The 24,912-nt window shown below is 58.0% G+C and carries 20 protein-coding genes, 1 tRNA gene and 1 pseudogene; 13 read left to right on the top strand and 9 right to left on the bottom strand.

The features are described from left to right. Positions 1–43: 43 nt before the first annotated feature. The 4 genes from GSQ82_RS14880 (at position 44) to GSQ82_RS14865 (ending at position 8,690) form a co-directional block, all read left to right on the top strand. On the top strand, positions 44–1,174 hold the full coding sequence (locus tag GSQ82_RS14880) for a glycoside hydrolase family 18 protein (protein ID WP_254061662.1): 1,131 nt from the start codon (positions 44–46) through the stop codon (positions 1,172–1,174). A gap of 302 nt (positions 1,175–1,476) precedes the next feature. Further along, the gene (locus tag GSQ82_RS14875; protein ID WP_158793009.1) at positions 1,477–4,683 is read left to right on the top strand and encodes an efflux RND transporter permease subunit; all 3,207 of its coding nucleotides are present in this window, start codon (positions 1,477–1,479) and stop codon (positions 4,681–4,683) included. A 93-nt stretch (positions 4,684–4,776) separates the two neighbouring features. After that, positions 4,777–6,393, top strand: a complete 1,617-nt coding sequence (locus GSQ82_RS14870) for an efflux RND transporter periplasmic adaptor subunit (RefSeq protein ID WP_158793008.1) — start codon at positions 4,777–4,779, stop codon at positions 6,391–6,393. A gap of 71 nt (positions 6,394–6,464) precedes the next feature. Further along, positions 6,465–8,690 carry a TolC family protein gene (locus tag GSQ82_RS14865; protein ID WP_158793007.1) on the top strand — a complete coding sequence of 742 codons (2,226 nt, stop codon included), beginning with the start codon at positions 6,465–6,467 and terminating at the stop codon, positions 8,688–8,690. A gap of 208 nt (positions 8,691–8,898) precedes the next feature. On the opposite strand, the gene GSQ82_RS14860 is transcribed toward GSQ82_RS14865, so the two are convergent. Further along, the gene (locus GSQ82_RS14860) at positions 8,899–10,953 is read right to left on the bottom strand and encodes a fused MFS/spermidine synthase (protein ID WP_158793006.1); all 2,055 of its coding nucleotides are present in this window, start codon (positions 10,951–10,953) and stop codon (positions 8,899–8,901) included. 423 nt (positions 10,954–11,376) lie between these two features. Here GSQ82_RS14860 and GSQ82_RS14855 point away from each other — a divergent pair, with 423 nt between their 5' ends. The 4 genes from GSQ82_RS14855 (at position 11,377) to GSQ82_RS14840 (ending at position 14,841) form a co-directional block, all read left to right on the top strand. Then, positions 11,377–12,366 (top strand): VWA domain-containing protein, encoded by a 990-nt coding sequence (locus tag GSQ82_RS14855; RefSeq protein WP_254061661.1) that lies wholly within the window; start codon positions 11,377–11,379, stop codon positions 12,364–12,366. A 179-nt stretch (positions 12,367–12,545) separates the two neighbouring features. Beyond that, entirely contained in the window at positions 12,546–13,856 is a 1,311-nt protein-coding gene (locus GSQ82_RS14850) for an adenylosuccinate synthase (RefSeq protein ID WP_158793004.1), read from the top strand. A gap of 15 nt (positions 13,857–13,871) precedes the next feature. Beyond that, on the top strand, positions 13,872–14,159 hold the full coding sequence (locus tag GSQ82_RS14845) for a putative quinol monooxygenase (RefSeq protein WP_158793003.1): 288 nt from the start codon (positions 13,872–13,874) through the stop codon (positions 14,157–14,159). 142 nt (positions 14,160–14,301) lie between these two features. Next, positions 14,302–14,841 carry a nuclear transport factor 2 family protein gene (locus GSQ82_RS14840; protein WP_254061660.1) on the top strand — a complete coding sequence of 180 codons (540 nt, stop codon included), beginning with the start codon at positions 14,302–14,304 and terminating at the stop codon, positions 14,839–14,841. 513 nt (positions 14,842–15,354) lie between these two features. On the opposite strand, the gene GSQ82_RS14835 is transcribed toward GSQ82_RS14840, so the two are convergent. Beyond that, a complete protein-coding gene (locus tag GSQ82_RS14835; RefSeq protein WP_158793001.1) occupies positions 15,355–15,930 on the bottom strand; it encodes an HIT domain-containing protein in 576 nt (191 codons plus the stop codon). Between the two features lie 421 nt (positions 15,931–16,351). Between GSQ82_RS14835 and GSQ82_RS14830 the strand changes: the two genes are divergently transcribed. Further along, on the top strand, positions 16,352–18,397 hold the full coding sequence (locus tag GSQ82_RS14830; RefSeq protein WP_371417210.1) for a 30S ribosomal protein S1: 2,046 nt from the start codon (positions 16,352–16,354) through the stop codon (positions 18,395–18,397). Between the two features lie 168 nt (positions 18,398–18,565). On the opposite strand, the gene GSQ82_RS14825 is transcribed toward GSQ82_RS14830, so the two are convergent. The 5 genes and pseudogenes from GSQ82_RS14825 to infC all read right to left on the bottom strand — a co-directional run. Further along, on the bottom strand, positions 18,566–19,477 hold the full coding sequence (locus tag GSQ82_RS14825) for a hypothetical protein (protein ID WP_158793000.1): 912 nt from the start codon (positions 19,475–19,477) through the stop codon (positions 18,566–18,568). Positions 19,478–19,570: 93 nt separating this feature from the next. Next, complete coding sequence (locus tag GSQ82_RS24570; protein WP_174243083.1) at positions 19,571–19,741, bottom strand: hypothetical protein; 171 nt, start codon at positions 19,739–19,741, stop codon at positions 19,571–19,573. Positions 19,742–19,814: 73 nt separating this feature from the next. Then, positions 19,815–19,985, bottom strand: coding sequence for a hypothetical protein (locus GSQ82_RS24565; protein WP_174243082.1), 171 nt, complete (start codon positions 19,983–19,985; stop codon positions 19,815–19,817). A gap of 72 nt (positions 19,986–20,057) precedes the next feature. Next, positions 20,058–20,225: a hypothetical protein gene (locus GSQ82_RS24560; RefSeq protein ID WP_174243081.1), complete on the bottom strand. Its 168-nt coding sequence runs from the start codon at positions 20,223–20,225 to the stop codon at positions 20,058–20,060. A gap of 639 nt (positions 20,226–20,864) precedes the next feature. Beyond that, a pseudogene (infC, locus tag GSQ82_RS14820) lies at positions 20,865–21,389 on the bottom strand (translation initiation factor IF-3); the annotation flags it as partial. A 252-nt stretch (positions 21,390–21,641) separates the two neighbouring features. Between infC and GSQ82_RS14815 the strand changes: the two are divergent. Further along, positions 21,642–22,337 carry a response regulator gene (locus tag GSQ82_RS14815; protein WP_158792999.1) on the top strand — a complete coding sequence of 232 codons (696 nt, stop codon included), beginning with the start codon at positions 21,642–21,644 and terminating at the stop codon, positions 22,335–22,337. Positions 22,338–22,358: 21 nt separating this feature from the next. Here the strand turns inward: GSQ82_RS14815 and GSQ82_RS14810 are convergent, their stop codons facing one another. Beyond that, positions 22,359–22,619 carry a hypothetical protein gene (locus GSQ82_RS14810; RefSeq protein ID WP_158792998.1) on the bottom strand — a complete coding sequence of 87 codons (261 nt, stop codon included), beginning with the start codon at positions 22,617–22,619 and terminating at the stop codon, positions 22,359–22,361. 173 nt (positions 22,620–22,792) lie between these two features. Between GSQ82_RS14810 and GSQ82_RS14805 the strand changes: the two genes are divergently transcribed. From GSQ82_RS14805 to GSQ82_RS14795, 3 genes are all read left to right on the top strand, one after another. After that, a tRNA-Leu gene (locus GSQ82_RS14805) sits at positions 22,793–22,879 on the top strand. Positions 22,880–23,080: 201 nt separating this feature from the next. After that, on the top strand, positions 23,081–23,884 hold the full coding sequence (gene trpC, locus GSQ82_RS14800; RefSeq protein ID WP_158792997.1) for an indole-3-glycerol phosphate synthase TrpC: 804 nt from the start codon (positions 23,081–23,083) through the stop codon (positions 23,882–23,884). Positions 23,885–23,985: 101 nt separating this feature from the next. Beyond that, positions 23,986–24,681 (top strand): phosphoribosylanthranilate isomerase, encoded by a 696-nt coding sequence (locus tag GSQ82_RS14795; protein WP_158792996.1) that lies wholly within the window; start codon positions 23,986–23,988, stop codon positions 24,679–24,681. A 37-nt stretch (positions 24,682–24,718) separates the two neighbouring features. Here GSQ82_RS14795 and GSQ82_RS14790 read toward each other — a convergent pair whose 3' ends face one another. Next, positions 24,719–24,889, bottom strand: coding sequence for a hypothetical protein (locus GSQ82_RS14790; protein ID WP_158792995.1), 171 nt, complete (start codon positions 24,887–24,889; stop codon positions 24,719–24,721). Positions 24,890–24,912 lie beyond the last annotated feature (23 nt).

Genomic DNA, 24,912 nt, shown 5'->3' with positions numbered 1-24,912 from the left:
GCTAACCCTGCACTCTCGCATAAAAGCAGCACTGATCTCTCTCGTGATTCTTGCCTCCGGCCACACTCTCCTTGCGTCGGAGGCGGCGGTGAAGCCTGTGGTCCTCGCCTATGTGTTCCCACAGAACGAGGTCATTCCGCCCGGCTCGATCGACGCGAGCAGGCTCACGCGCATCAACTACGCGTTCGCGAATCTTCAGGCGGGGCGCATCGTCAACGGCTTCTCTTCGGACGAGCAGAACTTCGCTGCGCTGCTTGCGCTGAAGCGGCAGAACCCGGCGCTGACTGTCCTTGTCTCGGTCGGCGGCTGGGCGTGGTCAGGGAACTTCTCCGATATGGTGGTGAGCGCAGAGAGCCGCGGCATCTTTGTGCAGAGCGTCGTTGAGTATCTGACGCGAAATCATCTAGACGGTCTCGATATCGACTGGGAGTACCCCGGCATGCTTGGGAACGGCAACCGGTTTCGGCCTGAAGACGGCCAGAACTTTGTCCTGCTGCTGAAGGAGCTACGCCAGAGCTTCGACCGTGAGAGTGGGCGGACGCACCGGCCTCTGCTGCTGACTATCGCCTCGGGGGCTTCTGCTGAGTATCTTGCGCACACCGATATGCGCGAGGTGCAAAAGTATGTCGATAACGTCAATCTGATGGCCTACGACTACTACGAGCCCACCGATGACAAGGTCGCGGGCCATCATGCGCCGCTCTACACCAACCCGGACGACCCGAAGAAGATCTCTGCCGACCGCTCCGTGCGCGAGTTTCTACAGGCCGGTGTGCCCGCTTCGAAGCTGGTCCTCGGAGTTCCTTTCTATGGCCATGTGTGGGGTGAGGTGGCGGATACGAACCACGGTCTCTTTCAATCCGGCGGACCCGTCCCGCATGCTTTTGCGCGATATGGCAATATCTCCAGCAGCATGTTGGGCAATGGCTACGACCGATACTGGGACCCGGTAGCCTCCGTGCCCTGGCTCTACAACCCAACCACGCATGTCTTTGTATCCTACGAGGATCCGGAGTCGCTGGCCCTGAAGTGCCGCTACATCCTCGATCACAAGCTGGCAGGCGTCATGTTCTGGGATTATGCTGCCGACCCTACCGCAACCCTGCTCGGCGTCATCGATACTTCGCTTCGTCACGGGTCCAAAGTCGTGCGGACAACGAGCGCTTCGCAGTAAATTTTAATAAACCGATTGATGTCGCCCGAGTGTTTGCTTACTTAGCCTCGCTGATGATTCGCGTAAGTGCGCTCTGAGGATCGCCACAGGGCAGGCTTGTAAGATGCGGAAATGAAAGCAATTTGTTACTGATCTGTTTTTAGTGTGGTTCACAAAACGAACGGACTGTTTTTACTTTTTGCGCTTCTCTAAGTCTCGTCCTAGCTCGAAGTTGCATCGATACGGCTATTATTCTCATCAGAGCGTCAAAGATGGTGTAGGAAGTAGTTTCTAACGCTTCCTCTCTCTGGAGTCATGTCTACATGTGGATAGTGAAGCTGGCGCTCCGGCGTCCATACACATTTGTCGTCCTTTCGCTTCTTATCTTTATCCTTGGGATTGGCTCTGCGATTGAAACGCCGAAGGACATCTTCCCGTATATCAATATTCCGGTTGTGACGATCGTCTGGACCTACACCGGTCTGCCGCCGAACGAGATGGAAGGCCGCGTCGTGACGGTCTGCGAGCGCGCTCTTACCACGACCGTCAACGACATTGAACATACGGAGTCGGAGTCGTACCAGGGCGTATCTGTTATCAAGGTCTTCTTTCAGCCGTCGGTCAAGGTAGAGCTTGCCATCTCCCAGGTGACCTCTATCGTGCAGACGGTTCTGCGTGTTCTGCCTCCCGGCACCTTTCCTCCGGCTATCGTGAAGTACGACGCCTCCAGCGTTCCCATCCTGCAGCTCGGACTCTCCGGCGAAGGACTGAGCGAAGAAGACCTCTATGACCTCGGGATCAGCTTTATTCGTCCGCGTCTGGCTACGGTCAAGGGGGCCTCTGTACCGCTGCCCTACGGCGGAAAGGTTCGCCAGATCATGGTCGACACTGATCCGAATGCAATGTATGCACGGCATCTCTCCGCGTCGGACATCTCGGTCGCGCTCAATCAACAGAACCTGATCATCCCCGCTGGGACGGCACGCATTGGGGATCGTGAGTTTGTGGTCAAGACCAACAGCAGCCCACTGGAGGTCTCCGCGCTGAACGACCTGCCCATCCGGGCTGCTAATGGCTCCATCGTCTTTATGAAGGACGTGGCGCAGGTTCGTAACGGCTACGCCGAGCAGACGAACATTGTCCGCCAGGACGGCAGACGTTCCGCGCTTCTCACCATTCTGAAAAATGGCGAGACTTCTACCCTGGACATCGTCAAGGGCGTCAAAAACGCTCTTCCCCTTGTGAAAGCCGGCCTGCCCACATCGCTGAAGATCGTTCCGCTGTTCGATCAGTCGATCTTCGTTCGCGAATCCATCTCCGAGGTGACACGCGAAGCTGCCATCGCTGCCGCGCTTACCGGGTTGATGATTCTGCTGTTCCTCGGAAGCTGGCGCTCGACGCTCATTGTCTGCGCTTCGATTCCACTTTCGATTGCGACGTCACTGGTTATCCTGACTGCACTCGGCGAGACCATTAACGTGATGACGCTTGGCGGTCTTGCGCTCGCCGTCGGCATTCTTGTCGATGACGCGACGGTGGAGATCGAAAACACGCATCGGAACATGCATGAAAAGAAGTCGCTCGTTCACGCGATCCTGGACAGCGCCCAACAGGTGGCCGCACCTGCCTTCGTCTCTACCCTCTCCATCTGCATCGTCTTCATTCCGGTGGTGCTGCTCACTGGCGCCGCCAAGTTTCTCTTCACTCCGCTGGCCATGGCAGTAGCGTTCGCCATGCTGGCGTCGTATTTTCTCTCGCGCACCCTGGTTCCGACCATGATGCACTTTCTTCTTCCGGCAGAGCTCAAGCTCTACCAGGACCCTGAGTACGCACGCGCCGAGGAGAAGCGTAACTTCATCTGGCGAATTCACTCCAAGTTTGATCGCCAGTTCGAAAAGATGCGGGAACACTACAAGCACATCCTGGAGTGGTGCCTGTTTCATCGCGGAATTACGCTGGCAATCTTTGGCCTCTTTGTCATCTGCTCCCTGCCGCTTCTGTTCTTCATCGGGCGCGACTTTTTTCCGTACGTCGACTCGGGCCAGATGCGCCTGCACGTGAACCCGCCGGAGGGTATGCGTGCCGAGGATTCGGAGCAGTACTTCGCAGCCGTAGAAGCGGAGATCCGCAAACAGATTCCTGCTAACCGTATCAACACGATCATCGACAACATCGGCCTTCCTGCCGGAGGGATCAATCTTGCCTTCGGCAACAACGCCACCATCTCCAACACCGATGGCGAGATCCTGATCGCACTCAATCCCGGTCCGCGGGATACGCAGGAGTACATGCGCACGCTGCGTTCCGTTCTTCAAAGTAAGTTTCCCGATGGCTCGTTCTTCTTTACGCCCGCCAACATCACGAACCAGATTCTAGACTTTGGACTGCCCGCTCCCATCGACCTGCAGGTCACAGGACGAGCCACGACGAACTACCAGCTCGCGATCGATCTGGAGAAGAAGATTGCGGCCATTCCGGGCGCGGTCGACGTTCACATTCACCAGCAGGTTAGTTATCCGACGATGCAGGTGAATGTTGATCGCAATAAGGCGAGGCAGATCGGACTTACCCAACAGGACGTTGCGCAGAGCATGCTCATCTCTCTCAGCGGAACGGCTCAGACCGCGCCCAATGAGTGGTTGAATGTCATGAATGGCGTCAACTATCAGGTCGTCGTGCAGACGCCAATCTATCGCGTTGACACGCTGCCCGCGCTCGCTCGCACGCCGATCACAACGCCTAACGGGAACGCCTCGCAGCTTCTGGGAAATCTCGCCACGTTCAAACGCGATGCAACCCCCATCGTGATCGATCACTACAACATTCAGCCTGTCTACGATGTCTATGCGGACGTCGATCGGCGGGATCTGGGTGGTGTGGCGAGCGAGATACAAAAGATCATGGACGCCGCAAAGAAAAACCTTCCCACTGGCACAACGCTTGCGCTGCGTGGTGAGGTGACCACCATGCAGGAGTCGTTCCTGCGGCTCGGCCTCGGCATTATCTTTGCGCTCGGACTCGTCTATCTTCTGATGGCTGTCAACTTTCAATCGTGGCTCGATCCACTCATCATCCTCTTTGCCATTCCGGGCGCTTTCTGCGGAATTCTTTGGATGCTCTTTGCGACGCAGACCACGTTCTCCGTGCCGTCTCTGATGGGAACGATCATGACCATCGGCGTCGCCACGGCGAACTCCATCCTGATGGTTGTCTTTGCAAACGATGAACGCATTCTCGGAAAGAATCAGCACGACGCCGCTCTGAATGCCGGTTACACGCGTCTGCGTCCCGTGATTATGACGGCACTTGCCATGATCATCGGAATGCTTCCCATGGCGCTTGCGATCGGCGAAGGAGGCGAACAGAATGCACCTCTGGGCCGCGCAGTGATCGGTGGCCTTTTGCTCGCGACCTTTGGCACTTTATTTATCGTGCCCGTCATGTACTCCCTGCTGCGCACGAAGCCACCTGTGGACTACGACAAGGAGATCGATATGGAGTACGAGGGAAAGACCGTCGATGAGTCATAACGAAATGGCATGGTAAAAGGCAGTCCAACCCATTGCTCGGATACACAAATAGATTAAATTCGGAACGATCGAAAGTGATGAGTGATTGCAACTATGAGTGATCCCAAAGACCAGCAAGGCGAACACAGTAAGGAACAGGAGCCCGTCACTCTGAGCCAGTGGCATGGCGATGCTCTCGACAGCACGGCAAAGCTTCCATTGCACAAAGAGACGCGGAGTGACGAGCAGAAGCACGAAGAAGAGGAAGCCCATAAACGCAAGATGCACAGAATCGTCATCTGGACAGTGATCGGAGCGGTGATCCTGTTTCTTCTTGTCTTCCTGCTCGGCTATCTGCCTCGGCGTCATCGCGACAAACAGACAGAGGCGCAGGCCGAGTCGCAAAAGAACGCAGTGCCTGCGGTTCAAGTCATCACGCTCAAGAACGCTCCTCCCGCAAACGACCTGACCGTGCCCGGAACCACGACGCCTCTTACTCAGGCCAACGTCTATGGACGCGCGAACGGATATCTGAAGAGGCGCTACGTCGATATTGGAGACCGCGTTCATCAAGGCCAGTTGCTTGCAATCATCGATGCGCCCGACCTCGATCAGCAGGTCGATCAGGCGCGTGCGTCGCTCCGCCAGGCACAGTCGCAGCTGGCGCAACAGCAGTCTCAACTCGATCTTGCACGCGTGACCTGGGAGCGATGGAAGGTTCTCGTTGCCAAGGGTGTTTTCTCCCGGCAGGATGGCGACCAGCGCGAGACCGACTTCAACGCGCAGCTCTCCAACGTGGCTGCGGCACAGCGCAATGTGCAATCGTTTGAGGCGAATCTGGGGCACGTCGTCGCACTCCAGCAGTTCGAGCGCGTAGTCGCTCCCTTTGATGGAATCATTACGGCGCGCAATGTGGATGTGGGCGCGCTTATCTCCGCACAGGGCTCGGGCGGCGGCGATACCTCCAGCTCTCCTGCCAGCAGCGGCAGCCCGACTCAGTCGGGTTCCACCAACACGAGTGGAACGACGGGCAATGTGAATAGTGCTGCTACTCCGTCCACAGGTGGAGCACAGGGAGGATCACTCTTCAGCATCGCGCAGATCAACAAGCTTCGTATTCTTGTAAGCGTTCCGGAGGGCTACTCAGCTGCGATCCATCCGGGTATGCGTGCGTCCCTCCACTTCCAGTCGTTTCCAAAAGAGAGTTTCTACGGACTGATCACACGCACCGCTGGTTCGATCGATCTGAACAGCCGAACGTTGCTGACCGAAGTGCAGGTCGATAACAAGGACGGGCGGCTGCTCTCTGGAATGTATGTCGTCGTCAACTTCATGGACCTCCATGGAGATCCCGGAATCACCATTCCCGGCGATGCAGTCGTCGTTCGCAACGACAAGAATCAGGTTGCCCTGGTAAGGAACGACATCGTTCACCTGCAACCGATCGATATAGGCCGCGACTTCGGTCCCTCGGTTGAAGTACTCAACGGACTCAAGCCCGGCGACATGCTTATCACCACCGTGACGGATGACGTCAGAGAGGGTGTCAAGGTTCAGCCACGCGAGGTCCAGACCGCTGGATCAAACACAAACTCCCACAGCGGGCAGCAGCGTGGACAGCAGCCCGGCGGTCCGGCGCAGTATGGAGATCAGAAACAGGCAGACGCGCAGAAGAGTTCAGCTCAACAGCAGAAAGGTGGGGGCGATCAGAAGAATGGTGGCAAGCAATGACGACCCGCAGACTCTTCAATCGAAGCGATGGGAGGCCTGACAGCATTAGGCGCCCCTTTGGCGTGCGACTCATGGCAGTTACAAATAGCGGAGCGCTTGCACTCCTTCTAAGCACAACCTCCGTCTGCGCGATTGCCCAACAGCTGGCCTCACCTGCACTGAACACCCCGCAGCCTGGCACACAGCAGACACAACCGGCGCCGCTGCCGCCACCTACGCCGCAGGAACAAAAAGAACAGCAGAACCTTCCGGCGGTAGGTCCGCTCTCCGCCGCGCAAGCCAGAGCTGCTGCGGAAAAGGTGGATACCGTGCTGCCGGATATGCCCGTTCCACCTGCGATCAATGCGCAACAAGATCCTGCTCCCACAGTCGATTCAACAGAGATTCAAAGCACGGCGAGAAGCAAATCGGAGCCAGCGCGCGATCAGGTCACTGGCATGCGACCGAACTTCCTGGGCTTTCTCGGGCCCTACCGACGGCCTCATGTACCGGAGCTCTTTCCAGGCAGCGGTGAGCGGTTACAGCCTCTGGTGCGCGACGGTAAGCTCTATCTCTCACTTCATGATGCGCTTGCGCTGGTGATCGAAAATAATCTGGAGGTTGAGGTAGAGCGGTACAACCTGCAACTCGCAGAGACTGACATCGTCCGCGCCTCTGGTGGCGGCAGCACGCGCGGCATCGACTACAACATTACGGAGTCCCCGCAAGGTATCGGCGGCCCCGGCAGTCCGCTGCTGAATAGCTCGCAGACCAGCACGAATCCTATCGCGCCGACTATCGACGACCTGACCTCGCTGAACTCCACGACGGTGACGCAGAACAATCTCTCCCAGACCGGGACGCAGACATACTCCGCCGGCGCTAACATTCCCTACTTCGACCCAACGCTCATCGCCGAGGCAGGATACTTTCGGCGCTCCGACATCGTCACCATCGGCGATACCACCGGTACCGGACTTTCCTCTACAGGCGGCGACGGATCGACTAGCGCAGGCAGTACTCCGGACAGCCTGCACTACATCACCGCGAATATCGCCTACATCGAGGGCTTTTCGACGGGCACGCAGATTGAAGGAACGGTAAACAACGATTCGCAGGTGATCTACTCTTCGAACTCACAGAATAATCCTTTCAGTTCGCCCAGCACTTCGGTCACGATCACCCAGCCTCTGCTGCGAGGTTTTGGACGCGGCGTGAATCTTCGCTATCTCCGCATCGCAAATCTGAATCGTCAGGTCTCTCATCTTCTCTTCCGCCAGCAACTGATCGACACTATCTACGGCACCTCCCGCCTCTACTACGACCTGGTGTCGCTCGGCGAGAACATCGCGGTTAAGCAGGAAGCACTCCGCGCCGCACGCAAGCTCTACGACGATGACAACGATCAGGTGAAGCAAGGCACGCTCGCTCCCATCGAACTCACACGCGCACAAGCTCTGCTCACCAGCTCGGAGTTCGATCTCGTGCAGGCGCAGGGACTCTATCGTCAGCAGGAGGTCATCCTGCGCAACGAGATTATTCGTCCGGGCGCGCCTGCATTTCATATCGCTTTTAGCGGGATCATTCCCACGGATCGCATCACCGTTCCAGAAAATCCCGAGGAGCTGAATGTAGAGCAGCTCGAAGCTGCCGGTCTGGCCAATCGGCCCGATCTCGCTCAGGCACATCTGCAGGTGAAGTCCGGCGAGATCAGCGTGCAGGGCTCGCGAAACAACGCGCTGACGCAGTTGAATGTCTATGCAAATGTTCAGACACGCGGAAGCTCGGAGCAGAACTACGAGCCGCTTGGTTCACCCGCTGCGGCCGGTACCGGCGCGGTCACCATTCCACAAAATCTGGCGCTTGGTGGGCTTCGAACCGCGACGATCTATCAGGCAGGCGTGCAGGTGACCCTTCCGCTGCGCAACCGAATCGCCCAGGCGGACGCTGCCCGCGATACGATTCAACTTCGTCAGAGCGCCGCACGCACGGAGCGTCTTGAGGACCAGATTCGCGAGGAGATAGAAAACGCTGTGATTGCTTTGCAGACCGCGCAGGCGGCCTATAACGCCGCTGTCGCCAGCCGCGGCTATCAACAGCAGTTGCTGGATGCCGAGCGGGACAAGCTGGCATTCGGGCAGTCGACGAATTTGCTGGTCGTGCAAAATGAAGCCTACCTGGCGCAGGCGCGCTCTACCGAGATTGCCGCCCGCAGTAACTGGATGAAGGCTCGTATCGCACTCGATCGCGCCCTTGGCAATCTGCTTGAGAAGAACAATATTTCGCTTGATGACGCTATCAATGGACGCGCGGATTAAGAAGATATGTCCTGCCGGACGGGCCCACTGCTCGTGAGGAGGTCACTTCGTGACTTATGTACCCCTTCGGGTGGGCCTTCCGTTGGTCGGCAATAAAGATTGTGCCGACCAACGGGAGGACCTTTATCTTCTGCACGGGCGTGACAGGTATACACGTCACGAAGTGACCTCCCGCTGAGTAAGCGGCCCGTCCGGCAGGACATCATCTTTAATGATGCGAGAGATGAAGAATAGGTAGCAGGCTGGAGTAGTCATCGGTCCACTCCTTCAGATGTTGGATATTGGGAATGGCCGCTGCTGCTGAAACGATCTCGGGCCGTTCGAAGAAAGTCGAACTGTTGCTGAGAAGCACCCACGTCGAGCGGTAGGCTCCGGTTGAGTCATCGCCCGCGCTCTCGACCAGACGAGACTGCATCTTCGCAGCAATGGCAAGCTGAGCGATCTCAGGCGCGAGATCGAGATACTGGTTGGAGACGTGGAAGGCGAGGATGCCGCCAGGAGCAAGGTGCCTCTGGTAGAGAGCTATGGCCTCGGTGGTGAGCAGATGCAGCGGGATGGCGTCGCCCGAGAAGGCATCGACAGCAAGGACATCGAAGTGCTGCGGAGTCTCGCGAGAGAGCGAGGCGCGGGCGTCGCCATCGGCAAAGGTGAGGGCAGCGGGCGAGTCACGCAGATAGGTGAAGAGATTCTGCGCAATAGGATGGACGAGCGGATTGATCTCGTAGAAGCGGATACGGTCGCCCGCGTTCCCGTAAGTGGCGAGCGTGCCTGTTCCCAATCCTATGACGCCGATGCTGCGCGGATGCACGGGCTCGTTGGCGGAGGTGGTGCAACAGAAGCGCAGCGCCAGGCCAATGCCGGAGTCGTCAGCATAGTAGGTAGTGGGAGTCCGCGTGAGGCCCGGCGCAAACAGCTGAGTGCCGTGCTGGATGGTGCCATTGAGCAACATGCGTTCGGTAGCGCCCTGCGTGGTTGCAAGCTGCTTCACACGTAGCGTGCCATAGAAGTTGCGAACCTGCAAGATAGCCTGACGGCTGTATGCGGTATGCAGCATGATCGCAAAGAAAAGGAGCAGCACAGCAGCAGTGGACCAGAGCAGGCGCTGGGGCCAGCCATCGCTCCATGTAACCGCGATGGCAAGCGCGGCAGTGACGAAGAACGAGATGGCGAGGTCATAGTTGGCAGAGAACAGCAGCGGACTGGCGATGCCGATGAAGAAGGTTCCGGCCGCGCCACCGGCTGCGATCAATAGATAGAAAAGCGTTGTTTCGGAGGCGCGCTGAGGGCGGAGCGCATAGGCTTCTGCGTGACAGAACAGGCAGGCAAGAAACGCTTCGACAAGAAAGAACAGGATGGCGATACCAATGGGAATGCTGACGTCGGTCTTCGAGATCGCGTAGCCTAGAGCGGCCAGCATAACGACGAGCAGACGGACGACGATGCCGCGGCGATAGAGTCCCGGAAGCTCAAACGCCAGGATGAAGGTGAGAAGATACACGGCAAGTGGAAGCATCCAGAGCAGCGGAATCGCGGCAATGTTGACGGTGAGGTGCGCGGTGACGGCGCTAAGCTGCATCGCCGCGGCCATGGGTAGAAGAAACCACAGACTCTTCGTGAAGGCCGGGGTGCGCGGCGCATCACGTTCATATTGTGTTGCAGCAGCGGGCTCTATGGTCTGCGGTCTTCGCGCAAGCACTGTGCAGAGAATCACGTAGACGAGAAAACCGAGCGACCACAAAGTTTGTTGCAACCTGAGCGTCAGGTTCGGCTCGACCAGCGTGGGGTACGCCAGCAATGCGAGGAGTGAGCCTGTATTCGACAACGCGAAGAGGCGATACGGAATGCCGCCGCTTTCAGTGCGCAGAAACCATACCTGAAGCAACGGACTGGTAGAGCCAAGCAGAAGAAAGGGCAGGCCAATCGTTGCGCTAAGCGTCAGGAAGATGGTCGCGACAGGATGCTCCGACCCTCGACTGAGAGTCGCGGGAAGAAGCCTTTGCGCTGCGAGCAGAAGAACCGCTGCAAAGAGAGAGACGAGGTAGAGAGGCCTCTGCCAGCGTGCTGTGTGGCTTCGCGTGAGCCAGTGCGCATAAAGGTAGCCCAGCAAAAGCACCACCTGAAAGAAGACCAGGCAGGTTAGCCAGACCGCCGACGAGCCCCCAAGGATTGGGAGAAGTTGCTTGGCCGCCATCGGCTCCACGAGGAAGAGCAGGAATGCGCCGAGGAAGACCGTGGTGCCATAGAGAAGCCGTGATGCGGACATAAGGACCCAAAACGAAGAGTATGAAAGCGAGGCGTCTGCCGATCGCGCGTCATGGTGCGGCAGCGCGCGTGGTTCAAGCTGCAAGGAGGAGAATAGCGGTAGACCACGGCTTGCGCCATCAAAAACGAGAACAGCCGACAAGCAGACACCGGGTTCTGAGGATGCAAATGTATAGCCGGTGAAACTGCCGGGGCTGCTGCTCCGTCTGTAGTACAGCGGATGGCGCTCGCGCGCAATTTTGTCTCCGCCTTCGTATCTCCAACCACCACAACGCGAGTAAAGTGGATGTGCGTCGTTGAGGTGCATTGTATGAACAGGTTCTATCGGGCCGGTCTTTCTCTTTTCTGTCTTTTGGGTGTCTCTCTTTCAACCAGTTCGGCAAGATCGCAGCAGCCTCTAGGTCCGCCCCCTGCGTCGGAGCAGATGCAGCAGCCTGCCACTCCGCTCGAAGCCAGGGATCGCCTGGTGCTGGACGTCGTGGTCACCGACCGGTCCGGCAAGGCCATATCCGGACTTCAGCAGAAGGACTTCGTCGTCCTCGATAACAAGCAGCCGCAGCAGATTCTTTCGTTCCACGCGTCCATGGAAACCGCCGCTCAGCCGGAGCCTCCAGTCAAGGTCATCATCGTGGTGGACGAGGTCAATACGACGATCAACCGGGTCGCGTACGAGCGAAACGAGATCAAGAAAGTCCTCCAGCAGAACGGCGGAAAGCTGCCTTTCCCAACCTCCATCGCCTTTTTTACCGACACCAAAACACAGATCCTGAGCGACACCACGCAGGACGGCAACTCGCTTCTGGAGTCATTCGACAAGCAGGAGTCGACCTTACGCGAGCTCCGCCGCAGCACCGGGTTCTACGGCGCCGTCGATCGCTTTCAACTCTCCCTTGGCACCCTGAACCAGCTTGCGGCTGCGGAGGCACGAGAGCCGGGTAGAAAGATCATCGTCTGGATCAGTCCGGGCTGGCCGATCCTCTCAGGGCCACAGATCAATCTCACCTCCAAAGAGGAGCAGGGCCTCTACAACTCCATCGTCTCGGTCACGAACTCCCTGCGCCAGTCGCGAATTACGCTCTACAGCGTCGATCCCCTCGGAATCGCCGATGCGGGCGGCCTTCGGGTCAACTACTATCAGGAGTTCCTGAAGCCGATTACCGCGGCAAAGAACTCTCAAGTCGGCAATCTGGCTCTGCAGGTGATCGCTGTCCATAGCGGCGGCCTCGCATTGAACTCGAGCAACGACATCACGGCCCAGATCACCCGCTGCGTCGCGGATGCAAACGCGTTCTACACTCTGACCCTCGAAGCTGCACCGGGCGAACCCACGAACAACTATCACGCAATCGACGTAAAGGTTGAGAATCCAGGGCTTACGGCCAGGACGCGCACCGGCTACTATGCCATCCCCTAAGCAGTAGGACCCTGCTGCTCCCTCTGGCTGGCCTCCCACCGGAAGCCCAGCCAGAGGACCGCCTGGCCGCGCCATTGATTGCACCCCGTCGGAACGCTATATGATGGAGGAGGGCATGCCTCTGTCACGGCAGCGCCTGTCTGCCGTCCAACATCGATCCTTTGGAGAACACACTCGTCGTGAATCAACGCAAATCAGCGGTAATTTTGGGTGCCCAGTGGGGCGATGAAGGCAAGGGCAAGATCGTCGACGTGCTCTCGGAGAAGTTCTCCGTAGTGGCGCGGTACGCGGGCGGCCACAACGCCGGACATACCGTCATCATCAAGGGCAAGAAGTTCGTCCTGCAGCTGATTCCCTGCGGTGTGCTGCGTCCGGAGTGCAAGGGCGTCATCGGCAACGGCGTCGTGCTCGATCCGATGGCCTTCCTGAGCGAGGTCAAGAAGCTGAAGGATGCCGGGCTAACCGTAGACGGACAGCTCTTCATCTCCAACCGCGCGCAGGTCATCCTTCCCTACCACCGGATGATCGAGCTGGCCGCCGAAAACGCTCCCGGCCGCACGAAGATCGGAACCACCAGCCGCGGTATCGGGCCTGCCTACGAGGACAAGATGCACCGCAGCGGCCTCCGCGTCGTCGATCTGCTCAACTCCGCGCTGCTCCGCACCCACATCGAGAACGCCTGCCACGAGAAGAACACCATCGCCCACGCGCTCTTCGGCACCGAACCGCTGGACCCCAAGACCATGTACGAGGAGTACTCCCGCGCCGCCGAGCAGATCGCTCCCTTCGTAACCGACACGGCGGTCATGCTGAACCACGCCATCGACAACGGCGAAAAGGTGATGTTCGAAGGCGCTCAGGGCGCTCTGCTGGACATCGACCACGGAACCTATCCCTTCGTCACCTCGTCCTCCTCGACCGCAGGCGGAGCAGTCACCGGAACCGGCGTAGGCCCCACCCGGATCGGCACGGTCATCGGCGTCACCAAGGCGTACGTCACCCGCGTAGGCGAAGGCCCCTTTCCCACCGAGATCCACGACTCCACCAGCGACCTGCTGCGTGCGCGCGGGCAGGAGTACGGCGCCGTCACAGGCCGTCCACGCCGCTGCGGCTGGCTCGACCTACCCCTGCTGCGCTACAGCAACATGATCAACGGCACCGAGTGGCTGGTCGTCACCAAGATGGACGTGATGGACGAGTGCGCGGAGATCCCCGTCTGCACCGGCTACAAGATCAACGGCAAGGTCACCGACGTCATCCCCGCGGATATGCCGGGATATAACGCGATCGAGCCCATCTACACTAAGCTGAAGGGCTGGAACAGCTCCACCGAAGGCATCACCGAGTTCGATAAACTTCCACAGCTTGCACAGGATTATCTGAAATTTATTGAGCAGGAGTCGGGCGCGAAGATTGGAATGGTCTCAACCGGTCCTGACCGCGATCAGACCATGACCCTGCCGGCGTTTGAAGAAGCGCTGCAGGCATAAGAAAAAAGGGCCCACATGTTAAGTTTCACCGTACGAATGACCTTTGAACAGTCCGACCGCGAATATATCGCCGAGATCCTCTGCCCGCTCACGGAGGCTTCCCGAAAGGAGCCGGGGTGCGTGAGCTACATCCCCCACTTCGTCGAAGGCGAGGCCTGCACAGTGGTGATCTACGAACAGTACACCGACGAAGCAGCACTGGATCATCACCGCGCAACACCGCACTTTCATCAATATGTCATCGGCGGTCTCAACCAGAAGATGCGGGACCGCCAGGTAGAAAATCTGACCGCAATCTGTTGAACTGGACTTTTTAGGCTGTCGGCACGTCTTATCTGTTGAAAGGCGCGTACGACTAAAGTTTTTTGACTCTACGCGATAAATCGGTCTACCATCCGGTACGCCTATGCGGTTTCTAGCTTGTCGAACTCGTAGCTCGGCCTTTGTGACCGCCGTCGTGTTGACGGCCGTCGTCGCTGGGCTCTGTGCGCCACCGGCAGAGGCCGGACGCAGCCTCCCGCTACACGAGAAGAAGCACGACGCCAAACGCCAGGTAGAGGCGCTTGAAGAGCAGTGGCGCGTGGCGCAGCTCGCAGGCGATATCCCTGCCATGGACAAGCTCCTCTCGGACGACTACATCGGCATCTCCATGACCGGACAGGTCCACACCAAGGCCCAGCAGCTCGAACGCATGCGGAGCCGCGCCTTTGTCCTCAACAAGATCGACCTCGGCGAGATTCAGGTGAAGTTAGTGGGTGCGATTGCGATCGTCACCTCGCGCGCCGACGTCGAGGGCGTCAGCGACGGAATCCCGGTGAAGGGAACCTATCGCTACACGCGGGTCTATCAACGCCTGCCTTCTGGCGACTGGAGAATCACAAGCTTCGAGGCCACGCGGGTGCCGACGCCGAGAGGCCCGAAGACCGAGAGCCACGAAACAGAGCCCAGCTCCGCCAGCACCACTCCCCAGAGCGGCCCTTTCTGATCCTGCGGTAGCGCATGAGCCACTTCAATAGAAATAAAAACGCCCTGTTCTCAGAACAGGGCGTTTCAGGTTTAAGTTTTTGAGCCGCTTCGAATATCTATCCTAAGCGATCTTAGGACCCGCGAACGAAACTGATGCTGTTCTGGACTCGTGCACGAAGCTGCTTTCGACCTCAATACGAGTGTCGATTCGAGCGTCACGTGCATCCGACCCAGGCAAATTCAGAGCAAGCAACCGGCGATAGAGCGACCGTGTCGTGCCTGTGATGCGTGCATCTTCGGACTCATGGGGAAACAATGCCATATATTGCTGTGTCGTTGAAACTGACTTTCGTGTTACCAGGTAAGGACGCCGATCCGGCGAGGCCTGGCCGCGATTTTCGTGCATGAAGGAGGAGCCGGATCTGAGGGATGCGGGTAGGGTCTGCTTGAAAATTGCCATAATGCCCTCGATAGATAAAACTCTGTTTATCGTCTATGGTTCTTCGATGGCCGGAAATGCATGTAGGTTGTATTAATTTGCGAGGTGGGAACGCAGTTTCGCCCATGTTACATCGAGAGGTTCAGGAAGTACACGTGTTTCCGCAGTCGCGGTCATAAAGTTCGTATCGCCGATCCAGCGCGGCAGAACATGCATATGAATATGCTCGGCGATCCCGGCGCCGGCAGCCTCTCCAAGGTTGAGTCCCATGTTCAGCCCACCCGGTTTGTACGTCTCCCGAAGCGCACTCTCGGATCGCTGAGCCAGATGCATCAGCTCCTGTGCAGCCTCCGTCGGCAGGCCCGCCAGCGTGTCGATGTGCTGATACGGCACCAGCAGAAGATGGCCGGTGGAATAAGGATAGGCATTCAGGCAGATGAAGCAGTACCGTCCGCGATGGATGATGTGAGCCGCCTGCTCGGCCTCCTGCCGTGCCATGCCGTGCGCGATGGCGTAGTCGACCGCAGCGATCATATTGCAGAAGACGCAGTGCTTATCCTCAGCCTCGCTGGGCGGCCAGGCGCTGAGAGCCACAGGAACCCCGCTCCGGGCCTGCGGATCGGCACGAGTGATGTAGCTGTAGCGCCAGGGTGTCCAAAGGCGGTCCATGGGCCGAGTATAGCGTGGAGGCGGCCTATGAAAATCTAGGCGCGACAGCAGCTGACCTCAGCCGAGTCTGGCTTGCCTGCAAATACGGCATGGAGGTCGGCTCTCTGCATCACGAAATTTTTCACCCCCAATGGGTCCAAAGTGCCGCGATTCGCATCTAATTCTCGGGACCCCAAGAAGAAAAGGCTGCCTGCATGAAGCAGCGATGAAAATACAGTACGCTGGACCGGCTTTGTTGACGGACTCTATGCAACGTTCTATGCTTTATTAGTGAGCTATTGCGTGTGGGACCCAAGTGCAGTAGCTCCTCTGCAAGGCCTGATTCTTTCCATCCTGCCGAAGACGTAGCGAGGATAGAGAAGACAACAGCTTCCTTTACCGGGCTGCTGGTTGTTTCCGCTTCGACGACGCCTGACACGGAATGAATTCTTGGATCCCGGAGTCCGCATTCACCATGGTAGAAAACCATAATCCTGACCACAACGAGAGCAAACCCCTGACCACCGAAACGGAAGTCCTAGCGCCCGAAGCGACAGCGGCTCACACAGACCTGTCTTCTGAATCCACCTCAACCCAACAGCATGAGACCGCCCACGAAGCGTCAAGTGATGCAGCAGCGCAGGTTACCGCGTCGCATGCACATGAAGCTGCAGACCATGGCCACGTTGCAACTGTGACCGCCGCAGCAGACGAATCCGACGATGATTTGAACTACGACGCAGCTGACTTTGCCGCCGCCCTCGCGAACTTTGATCGCGAACAGGCAGCCGAGTCCGCCGCAGCCCAGAACCTGACCACAGAAGAGGTCATCGTTACCGGCACCGTCGTCAAAGTCACCGACAAGCATGTTGTTGTCGACATCGGGCTCAAGTCGGAAGGTCTCATTCCCCTGGAACAGGTTCTTGACATCAATGGTGTCTCGAAGTTCCAGACGGGTGACACTGTTGAAGTTGTCGTTGAGCGCGAAGAGGCCGAAGGCGGTTACCTGGTCAGCTATGACAAGGCTCTCCGTCACAAGGTCTGGGACAAGCTGGAGCAGGCGGCGAACGACAAGACTCCCGTCAAGGGTATGGTTCTCAGCCGTGTCAAGGGTGGTTTGACTGTCGATATCGGCATCAAAGCCTTCCTGCCTGGCTCGCAGGTCGAAGTCCGTCCCGTCCGCAATCTCGACGGCTACATCGGCACTGAGATCGAAGTCCGCGTCATTAAGCTCAACAAGAAGCGCGGCAACGTCGTCATCTCCCGCAAGGAGCTCCTCGAGGAAGACCAGAACGCCAAGAAGTCGGTCACCCTGGCTACCCTCGAAGAAGGCAGCGTCCTCACCGGTACCGTGAAGAACCTCACCGACTACGGCGCATTCGTCGATCTGGGCGGCCTCGATGGCCTGCTCCACATCACCGACATGAGCTGGGGTCGTCTCACCCATCCCCGCGACCTCGTTAATGTAGGCGACGAGATCCAAGTCATGGTGCTGAAGTTCGACAAGGATAAGCAGCGCGTCTCGCTCGGCTTCAAGCAGCTCACACCTGACCCATGGCTCGATGCCACGGAGCGTTACCCCATCGGCGCACAGGTTCGCGGCCGCGTTCTGTCGGTCACCGACTATGGCGCGTTCGTCGAACTCGAGCAGGGCATCGAAGGTCTCGTCCACGTCTCTGAGATGACCTGGTCCAAGCGGATGAAGCATCCGTCGAAGATGGTCAAGCCCGGCGACGAGGTCGACACCATCATCCTCAGCGTCAACCCGAACGACCGCCGCATCTCGCTTGGCATGAAGCAGCTCCAGGAAAACCCCTGGGAGCAGCTCGAAGACAAGTATCCGATCGGCGCCATCATCGAGGGTCGCGTACGCAACCTCACTGACTTCGGCGCCTTCATCGAGATCGAAGACGGCATCGATGGCCTGGTACACGTCTCGAACCTGAGCTGGACCAAGCGCATCAAGCACCCGTCCGAGGTCCTGAAGAAGGGCGAGAAGGTTCGCGCCATCGTTCTCGGCGTCGAGCCAGAAAACCGTCGTCTGTCGCTTGGCGTCAAGCAGCTGCAACCGGATGTTTGGGACACCTTCTTCGCACAACACCGTGTCGGCGACGTCATCAAGGGCAAGATCCTGCGCACCGCGCAGTTTGGAGCCTTCGTTGAGATCGCGGAAGGAGTCGAGGGCCTCTGCCACGTCTCCGAGGCGATCGATGCCAACGGCCAGCCTGTTGCGATGGATGTGGACTCCGAGCACGAGTTCAAGATCGTCAAGATGAACCAGGAAGAGAAAAAGGTCGGTCTCAGCATCCGCGCTGTCGGCGAAGAAGCCAGCCGCGCAGAGGTCGAGAGCTACAAGGAACGCGAGCGGTCGCCCAAGGGCAACAACAACTCCGGCTCCTCTTCCTCCTCCTCCTCGTCATCTTCCAGCAGCAGCACCACACTGGGCGATCTCATCAACTGGAAGCGCTCTGAGTCAGAAAAAGACTAAGCAGCAACTCAACCAACAAGAAGAAGGCCGTCCCCAAGCGGGACGGCCTTCTTCTTGTCTGCGTATAAAGTCTGAATCAATCTACCGCGGTTCCATCCATGCGAACTCAGCTACCTTCGCTTCATTACCGCGCCCAGTGACCGTCACCGCTCCGATGACGGCCCAACATTAGGCAGATAACGAATGCAGTGCAGACTGGCTCTCGAGGTTCGAAGGCATCTTCGCAGAGGCCCGACGCATAACCTCAAGCTCCGCAGGCGCAAACAGCTCCGGCGGAATCCCACCTACTGCCACAAAACCAGGATCGTCGCCCAGAGCCATCGAGATCTGGTTCCAGCGAAGGAACGGCGACGTCGTTGGCAGGACAATGATCCGGCGCTTGGGCTCGGGGAAGGCAAAGTAAGCCGACCAGATCAGCAGCGTAGAGCCCACAGCGACACCATTTACTACGCTCAGCGAAGAGTACATGCTGGAGTAGTGAGCGATCCATGCCGAGTTCAGTAGATTAATGACTGCCAGAAATCCCATGCCGATGCTAACGCCGAAGATGCGGCTGCGGTACGAAAGCCCCATCGGACGAATCGCGAAGCAGACAAACAGCAGCAGGCAAAGCGTCAAGATGCTTGAGGTCTGCTGCAATTGCGTAATCATCGCAACCATGAAGTTGGTGCCGGACAGATGTGGCGTCACCGCAACACCGATCGCGACCGCTGCAGAGATAGCCGCCACCCAGCGGAAGACCAGCATCCCCAAAGTCTGCAACCCCTTGAGCGGAGCCATCGCCAGCTTGAAGATACTGTAGATCACAGCCAGGGACAGGATGGCCTCAAGCGCATAGCCCGCCCAGTAGATGTAGAAATAAATCTGGTAGGCCAGATGCCGTTCGATTCCCAGGGAATGCCGGCTGGAGATCAAAGCCATGCAGGTTGCGGAACAGATGAGCTTGACGCTCATCAGCGCAACGAGAAAGGCGAATTGGCGTATAGCTTTATTGCGTACGACAAACCAGATAACCATGCCACAGAGAACTGGCTCGAAGAATCCAAGGAAAGTAAGCAGGCTTGACGAGGAGATGTTCATAGATCGGTCCCTCTAACTAACACAGCGTAGCTTATCCCGGGGACCGATACAAGAAATTATTACGGACTATGCAATTTTTTGCGGAGTTCGGTTCTACCGCATTCCACAGGCGTTGGGATCATTTGGCGCACACACTGGAACCGGGACCATGCTGGCGTGGGAGACAGTCACCTTGTTCTTGGTAGAGGCAGCGGAAGTTTGGCTGGTGGCAGCAGCACCGGTGAGAACGAGAACAGCGACGAAGACGTGGGCGAAGTGTTTCATGGTGTAACTCCCTGTAATTGCTCTGGTTAGGTAGGATCTCGAACTTGGCTGATATCAGGACAGAAGTATGCGTTTAGCGCATTCCACAAGCGTTGGGGTCATTTGGCGCGCACACTGGAACCGGAACCATGCTGGTGCGGGAGACAGTCACCTTGTTCTTGGTGGAGGCGGCGGAGGTCTGGCTGGTGGCAGCAACACCGGTGAGAACGAGGACAACAACGAAGGCCTGGACGATGTGTTTCATAGTGGAACTCCTTGGATTGCGCTGGTTAGGTAGGATCTTGAACATGGCTGATATCAGGACAGAAGTATGCGTTTAGCGCATTCCGCAGGCGTTGGGGTCATTTGGCGCACACACTGGAACCGGAACCATGCTGGTGCGGGAGACGGTCACATTGTTCTTGGTGGAAGCAGAGGTCTGGGTGGTAGCGGCAACACCGGTAAGGACCAGGACGACGACGAAAGCGCGGACGATGTGTTTCATAGTGAGATAACCCCCGAAAGTTGTATTGCTGTCTAAAAGATTTCTGTAGACAGACTCGATGAAGTAACCATAGAATGTATGAGACTATAAGTCTAATGTAATCAGTAATATACGAAGATATTATATAGATTTGGTTACTAAGGTAATAACGTAGACACGCATAATAAACACGCAGGCTGGAAACGCCCTCACACAAAGAGACATCTAAGGGGACTTCCAGAGCTGGCTTCTATTCGCCTAAGTACGTCTCATCGGTATCTCCGGCCATCGAGGATCAGCAGATCTTCGCTTTTGCGGCGGAAGATGCGTTCTCATTCGAAGAAATCGGATGAAAGAGGTGGGCTCGGCAACGTGCCGAAGCGCAGGATTAAACACATACAGGACGACCTTGAGACATCTGGTCGTCCTGTATGGATGCAACTAATAATGAGAATGTGAAAAGTTCTGCACATCAAACCGGCCCAAACGGACCGAGTTCGAGTGAATTCAACCCCGGAAGTTCATCTCAGGAATCTGGCCGGGAGATGCCTTGAATTACGCTTGGACGGTTGAAGCTTCTGGATCTGCAGGCTTTGCCTCAGCAGCCACCGGAGCAGGAGCCTTCTTCACCGCGGGTTGCTGCTGTTGCTGCTGCTCAGCCTTCTTGGACGGAGCCAGAATGGCGTGTAGCGTGGTCCCTTCCATGCGCGGCATGAATTCGACCAGCCCGGCATCTCCGATATCGAGAATAAGGCGGTTGATGATCTTGTAACCCAGGTCGCGGTGAGCCATCTGCCGGCCCTTGAACCGAAGCGACGCCTTGACCTTGTCGCCCTCGCCGAGAAACCGGACCGCCTGGTTCTTCTTGGTCTGGTAGTCGTGCTCATCTACGGTCACCGAGAACTTGACCTCTTTGATGACGATGACCTTCTGCTTCTTGCGCGCTGCCCGGTCGCTCTTGTCCTTTTCATAAAGGAACTTGCCGTAGTCCTGGATCTTACACACAGGCGGCACGGCGTTCGGGGAGATCTCGACGAGGTCGAGGGAGCGCTCACGCGCCATCTTCAGAGCGTCAAACGGGGGCATGACGCCTAGTTGTTCGCCATTTTCGTCGATGACGCGGATCTCGCGCGCGCGGATACGTTCGTTGGTGCGGATAAAAGACTTGGCGGAACGTTTATCAATCGGTGGAATAAGTCGCCTCCACAACGGGCTTTCCAGCTCGCTATGCGTATGTTCAGGGTTTAGTCGCGTCTGCGTGCAGTCCGCGCAATGAGGTTGCTTCGCAAACTAAAGTATAGCATTTTCGATGAGATGCGCTGTTAAAGAACAGGTTGGATGCACGCCGCAGAAAAACCTCCACGTCGCTTCGTCCCAGACTTTGGAATCACCTGCCGTATCATGTATGTTGGCTCGGAAGCACTCGAAAGGAACCACATGAAACGACGCATTCTACTGGTCGATGACGAAGTCGCCGTCCTGCTCACCCTCAAGGCCGTGCTCGAGATCAGCGGCTTCGACGTCGATACGGCCGCATCCGCCCGCGAAGGCGTCTCCAAGCTGCACACCCGCGAGTACCACATGCTGATCACCGACATGCGCATGGAGCACGACGTCGCCGGCATCGAGGTCATCAAGGCAGCGCGCGCCGCCGCATACCATCCAGCCGTAGCCCTCCTCACCGCCTTTCCCGTAGCCGAAGAAGACTGGCAGGAGATGGGCGCCGATCAGCTTCTGGTCAAGCCGATGCACACCCGCATCCTGCTCCAGCAGATCGAAGACCTCATCGCCTCTCACGAAAGAAAACTCGCAAGCATGCCGAAGCCACCGGCCGCGCCCAAGCCACCGAAATCGGCTGCAGTGAAGCCAGCCGCGAAGAAGACCGCAAAGAAAATCGCCGCAAAGAAGGCAGCCACGAAACCTGCCGCGAAGAAGACCGTCGCCAAGAAAGCTGCCACCAACAAGCCCACTCTCAAGCAGACGAAGACCGCCATCACGAAGAAAGCCCCAGCGAAGAAGTCAGTCGTAGCGAAGAAGTCCGCCGCAGTAAAGAAGACAGCCGCAAAGAAAGCCGTCAAATCCACCAAAACGAAGCCGGCAAGCAGGCCATCCAAATCACGCGCGAGATCCTAAGCCTGCCGAAACAACGGCAGCTTAGTTCTCCGTATGTTCCTTGATGTAATTGCGCAGCACCAGGTTCAGGTTCAGTGCCTTCTGCACGCCGCCATCGAGCATCCGCAGCCAGTCCGACGCAGGCTCCTTCAGCTCCGCCAGGCTCAGCAGGTAGCTGGTCTGCACAATAATCTCCAGCGCATTGCTCAGGTCGTGCGCGATCTTGCGCATCTCAACCGATAGATCTTCCGGAATGATTTCCACAATGGAGCGGTCTTCAGAGCTATTCTTCGGGTCGGCCATGGATGAGACGCAATCTTCCTTATCCCTACTAGACGCGGATATAGGAGAGAAGACTCACCCGCTGCACAATTGGTTGCCCACTTCCGTCCGATTGACATCGGCCAGCCTGTTTGTAACACTGATAACTCGCGGTTAGCGTGCTCCGGCCCACAATGCGGAGCGAACAACACCGTGCCGTAGTGGCGGAATTGGCAGACGCGCATGGTTCAGGTCCATGTACTCGCAAGGGTGTGGGGGTTCGAGTCCCCCCTTCGGCACCAAAAGATCTTCAGCCCGGCTCACCCCCGGTTGAATCCAGGCTGAATGCAAAAAATGAACCACCGGCAGACCATCGCTGGTAAAAATAGAGAGCCTGGGTCGCCATAGGCCCAGGCTCTCTTTGATGATGGCCCAGTCGCGATCACGGCCCGATTCGACGACGGCCCGCCCACATCGGCGCCAATCACTGAATACAGGGAACCATGTCTACAAAGCTCGACCAGATTCTCGCCCACACCCTCCTTGAAGTGACCGCCCGCAAAGCCGCCGCAGACTACGGCCTCCTCGAACGCAAAGCCTCCGCCCACACCCCCCGCGGCTTCACCCAGGGCCTCCGCACCGCATCCTCCACCGGCCCGGCCATCATCGCCGAGATCAAAAAAGCCTCGCCCTCCAAGGGCCTCATCCGCGCCGACTTCCACCCCGCCACCCTCGCCCGCACCTTCCAGGCCGCCGGAGCCGCCGCTCTCTCCGTCCTCACCGACGAGGAGTTCTTCCAGGGCTCCCTCGCCTACCTCGAGCAGGCCTCCCAGGTCGTCACCATCCCCTGCCTCCGCAAGGACTTCATCCTCGATCCCTTCCAGATCCTCGAAGCCCGCGCCCACGGCGCCGACGCCATCCTCCTCATCGTCGCCTCCCACACCGACCAGTCCCTCAGCGATCTCCGCGACGAAGCCCGGACCCTCGGCCTCGACGTCCTCTGCGAGACCCACAGCGCCGACGAGCTCAAGCGCGCCATCGACCTCGGCTTCGACCTCATCGGCGTCAACAGCCGCGACCTCCGCACCTTCAACGTCCGCACCGAGATCTTCCACGAACTCGCCAGCCTCATGCCCAAAGACGCTGTCATGGTCGCCGAGAGCGGCATCCGCAACGCGGAGGACATCGCCAGCTTCCGCCAGTCCGGCTACGGAGCCTTCCTCATCGGCGAGAGCCTCATGCGCCAACCCGACCCCGCCGCGGCACTCGCCACCTTATTGGATCGCGAGTACTCGCTCGACATCTAACCACCACAAACCTTAAACATTCCTTCGATGCGGTGCTCATCGATTCGACAGGCACCCGTCGGCAACGCGTAAATCATCAAGCTCCACGAGGCCCTCCCCACATGTGGATCAAAATCTGCGCCAACACCACCCTTGAAGACGCCAAGCTCGCCGCCGAACTCGGTGCCGACGCCGTAGGCTTCGTCTTCGCGCCCAGCACCCGCCGCGTCACACCGGACACAGTCGCCGCCATCACCCCGCACCTACCCGCGAACGTCGAACGCATCGGCGTCTTCACGCAGATCAACGCGGAAGAGATCGTGCAGGTCGCGCAGTACTGCGGCCTCACCGCCGTCCAGCTGCATCGCAACGTCGCTCTGCCCGTCCTTCAACGGCTGCAGGTGCTGCTCGACGGACGCATCGGCATCATCCAGACCGTTCACTGGTCCCTCGAACCAGGCGACCGTCCCACCTCGACCGTCATCAAGCGGCTCCGGAACATCGCCACGCAAAATGTAACCGACAGAGTTCTAATTGACTCCAAGGTTGGCGCAGCCGCCGGCGGCTCCGGTGTACCCTTCAACTGGAATGCCGCCCGCACCGCGCTCCAGACCGAGCTTCAGGGCCACGGCGCACGCCTCAAGCTCATCGTAGCCGGCGGCCTCGACTCCGAAAACGTAGACAAGGCCATCCAGAGGCTCGCGCCCTGGGGAGTCGATGTAGCAAGTGGTGTCGAATCGGAGCCGGGACGAAAGAGTCCCGAAAGATTAGCTGCCTTCATCCAGAAGGCGCGGGGAGTAAACACCCCCGCCAGCTGAAACTACAGAAAAGAAACTACAGAAAACCCACAGAAGACTACGACGAGTGACGCCCATTCGAGTCGCGAACCCGCGCATGTGGCGAGTGGTCGTGATACAGCTGCGGACGCATATGCGCCGTCGGCTCCTTCGGTCGCGCAAACGCCGCTGTGGGCTCTAACGCGGGAGCCAGAGCAATCAACAACGCGAGTGAAATTTTGATCTTCATAAAGACAACCTTTCCACTTCCTG

Origin of the sequence: Granulicella sp. L60, assembly GCF_009765825.1 — a bacterium.
Taxonomy (GTDB): domain Bacteria; phylum Acidobacteriota; class Terriglobia; order Terriglobales; family Acidobacteriaceae; genus Edaphobacter.
This window is presented reverse-complemented; position numbering and strand designations above follow the sequence as displayed.

What these genes read in the sequence shown, in the direction of transcription:
- GSQ82_RS14790 (WP_158792995.1), bottom strand. Translation starts at nt 24,889, where the DNA reads ATGAAGATCAAAATTTCACTCGCGTTGTTGATTGCTCTGGCTCCCGCG.
- GSQ82_RS14845 (WP_158793003.1), top strand. Translation starts at nt 13,872, where the DNA reads ATGTTAAGTTTCACCGTACGAATGACCTTTGAACAGTCCGACCGCGAA.
- GSQ82_RS14855 (WP_254061661.1), top strand. Translation starts at nt 11,377, where the DNA reads ATGCAGCAGCCTGCCACTCCGCTCGAAGCCAGGGATCGCCTGGTGCTG.
- GSQ82_RS24565 (WP_174243082.1), bottom strand. Translation starts at nt 19,985, where the DNA reads ATGAAACACATCGTCCAGGCCTTCGTTGTTGTCCTCGTTCTCACCGGT.
- GSQ82_RS14825 (WP_158793000.1), bottom strand. Translation starts at nt 19,477, where the DNA reads ATGAACATCTCCTCGTCAAGCCTGCTTACTTTCCTTGGATTCTTCGAG.
- GSQ82_RS14860 (WP_158793006.1), bottom strand. Translation starts at nt 10,953, where the DNA reads ATGTCCGCATCACGGCTTCTCTATGGCACCACGGTCTTCCTCGGCGCA.
- trpC (WP_158792997.1), top strand. Translation starts at nt 23,081, where the DNA reads ATGTCTACAAAGCTCGACCAGATTCTCGCCCACACCCTCCTTGAAGTG.
- GSQ82_RS14870 (WP_158793008.1), top strand. Translation starts at nt 4,777, where the DNA reads ATGAGTGATCCCAAAGACCAGCAAGGCGAACACAGTAAGGAACAGGAG.
- GSQ82_RS14795 (WP_158792996.1), top strand. Translation starts at nt 23,986, where the DNA reads ATGTGGATCAAAATCTGCGCCAACACCACCCTTGAAGACGCCAAGCTC.
- GSQ82_RS14835 (WP_158793001.1), bottom strand. Translation starts at nt 15,930, where the DNA reads ATGGACCGCCTTTGGACACCCTGGCGCTACAGCTACATCACTCGTGCC.
- GSQ82_RS24560 (WP_174243081.1), bottom strand. Translation starts at nt 20,225, where the DNA reads ATGAAACACATCGTCCGCGCTTTCGTCGTCGTCCTGGTCCTTACCGGT.
- GSQ82_RS14875 (WP_158793009.1), top strand. Translation starts at nt 1,477, where the DNA reads ATGTGGATAGTGAAGCTGGCGCTCCGGCGTCCATACACATTTGTCGTC.
- GSQ82_RS14815 (WP_158792999.1), top strand. Translation starts at nt 21,642, where the DNA reads ATGAAACGACGCATTCTACTGGTCGATGACGAAGTCGCCGTCCTGCTC.
- GSQ82_RS14865 (WP_158793007.1), top strand. Translation starts at nt 6,465, where the DNA reads ATGGCAGTTACAAATAGCGGAGCGCTTGCACTCCTTCTAAGCACAACC.
- GSQ82_RS14810 (WP_158792998.1), bottom strand. Translation starts at nt 22,619, where the DNA reads ATGGCCGACCCGAAGAATAGCTCTGAAGACCGCTCCATTGTGGAAATC.
- GSQ82_RS14830 (WP_371417210.1), top strand. Translation starts at nt 16,352, where the DNA reads ATGAATTCTTGGATCCCGGAGTCCGCATTCACCATGGTAGAAAACCAT.
- GSQ82_RS24570 (WP_174243083.1), bottom strand. Translation starts at nt 19,741, where the DNA reads ATGAAACACTTCGCCCACGTCTTCGTCGCTGTTCTCGTTCTCACCGGT.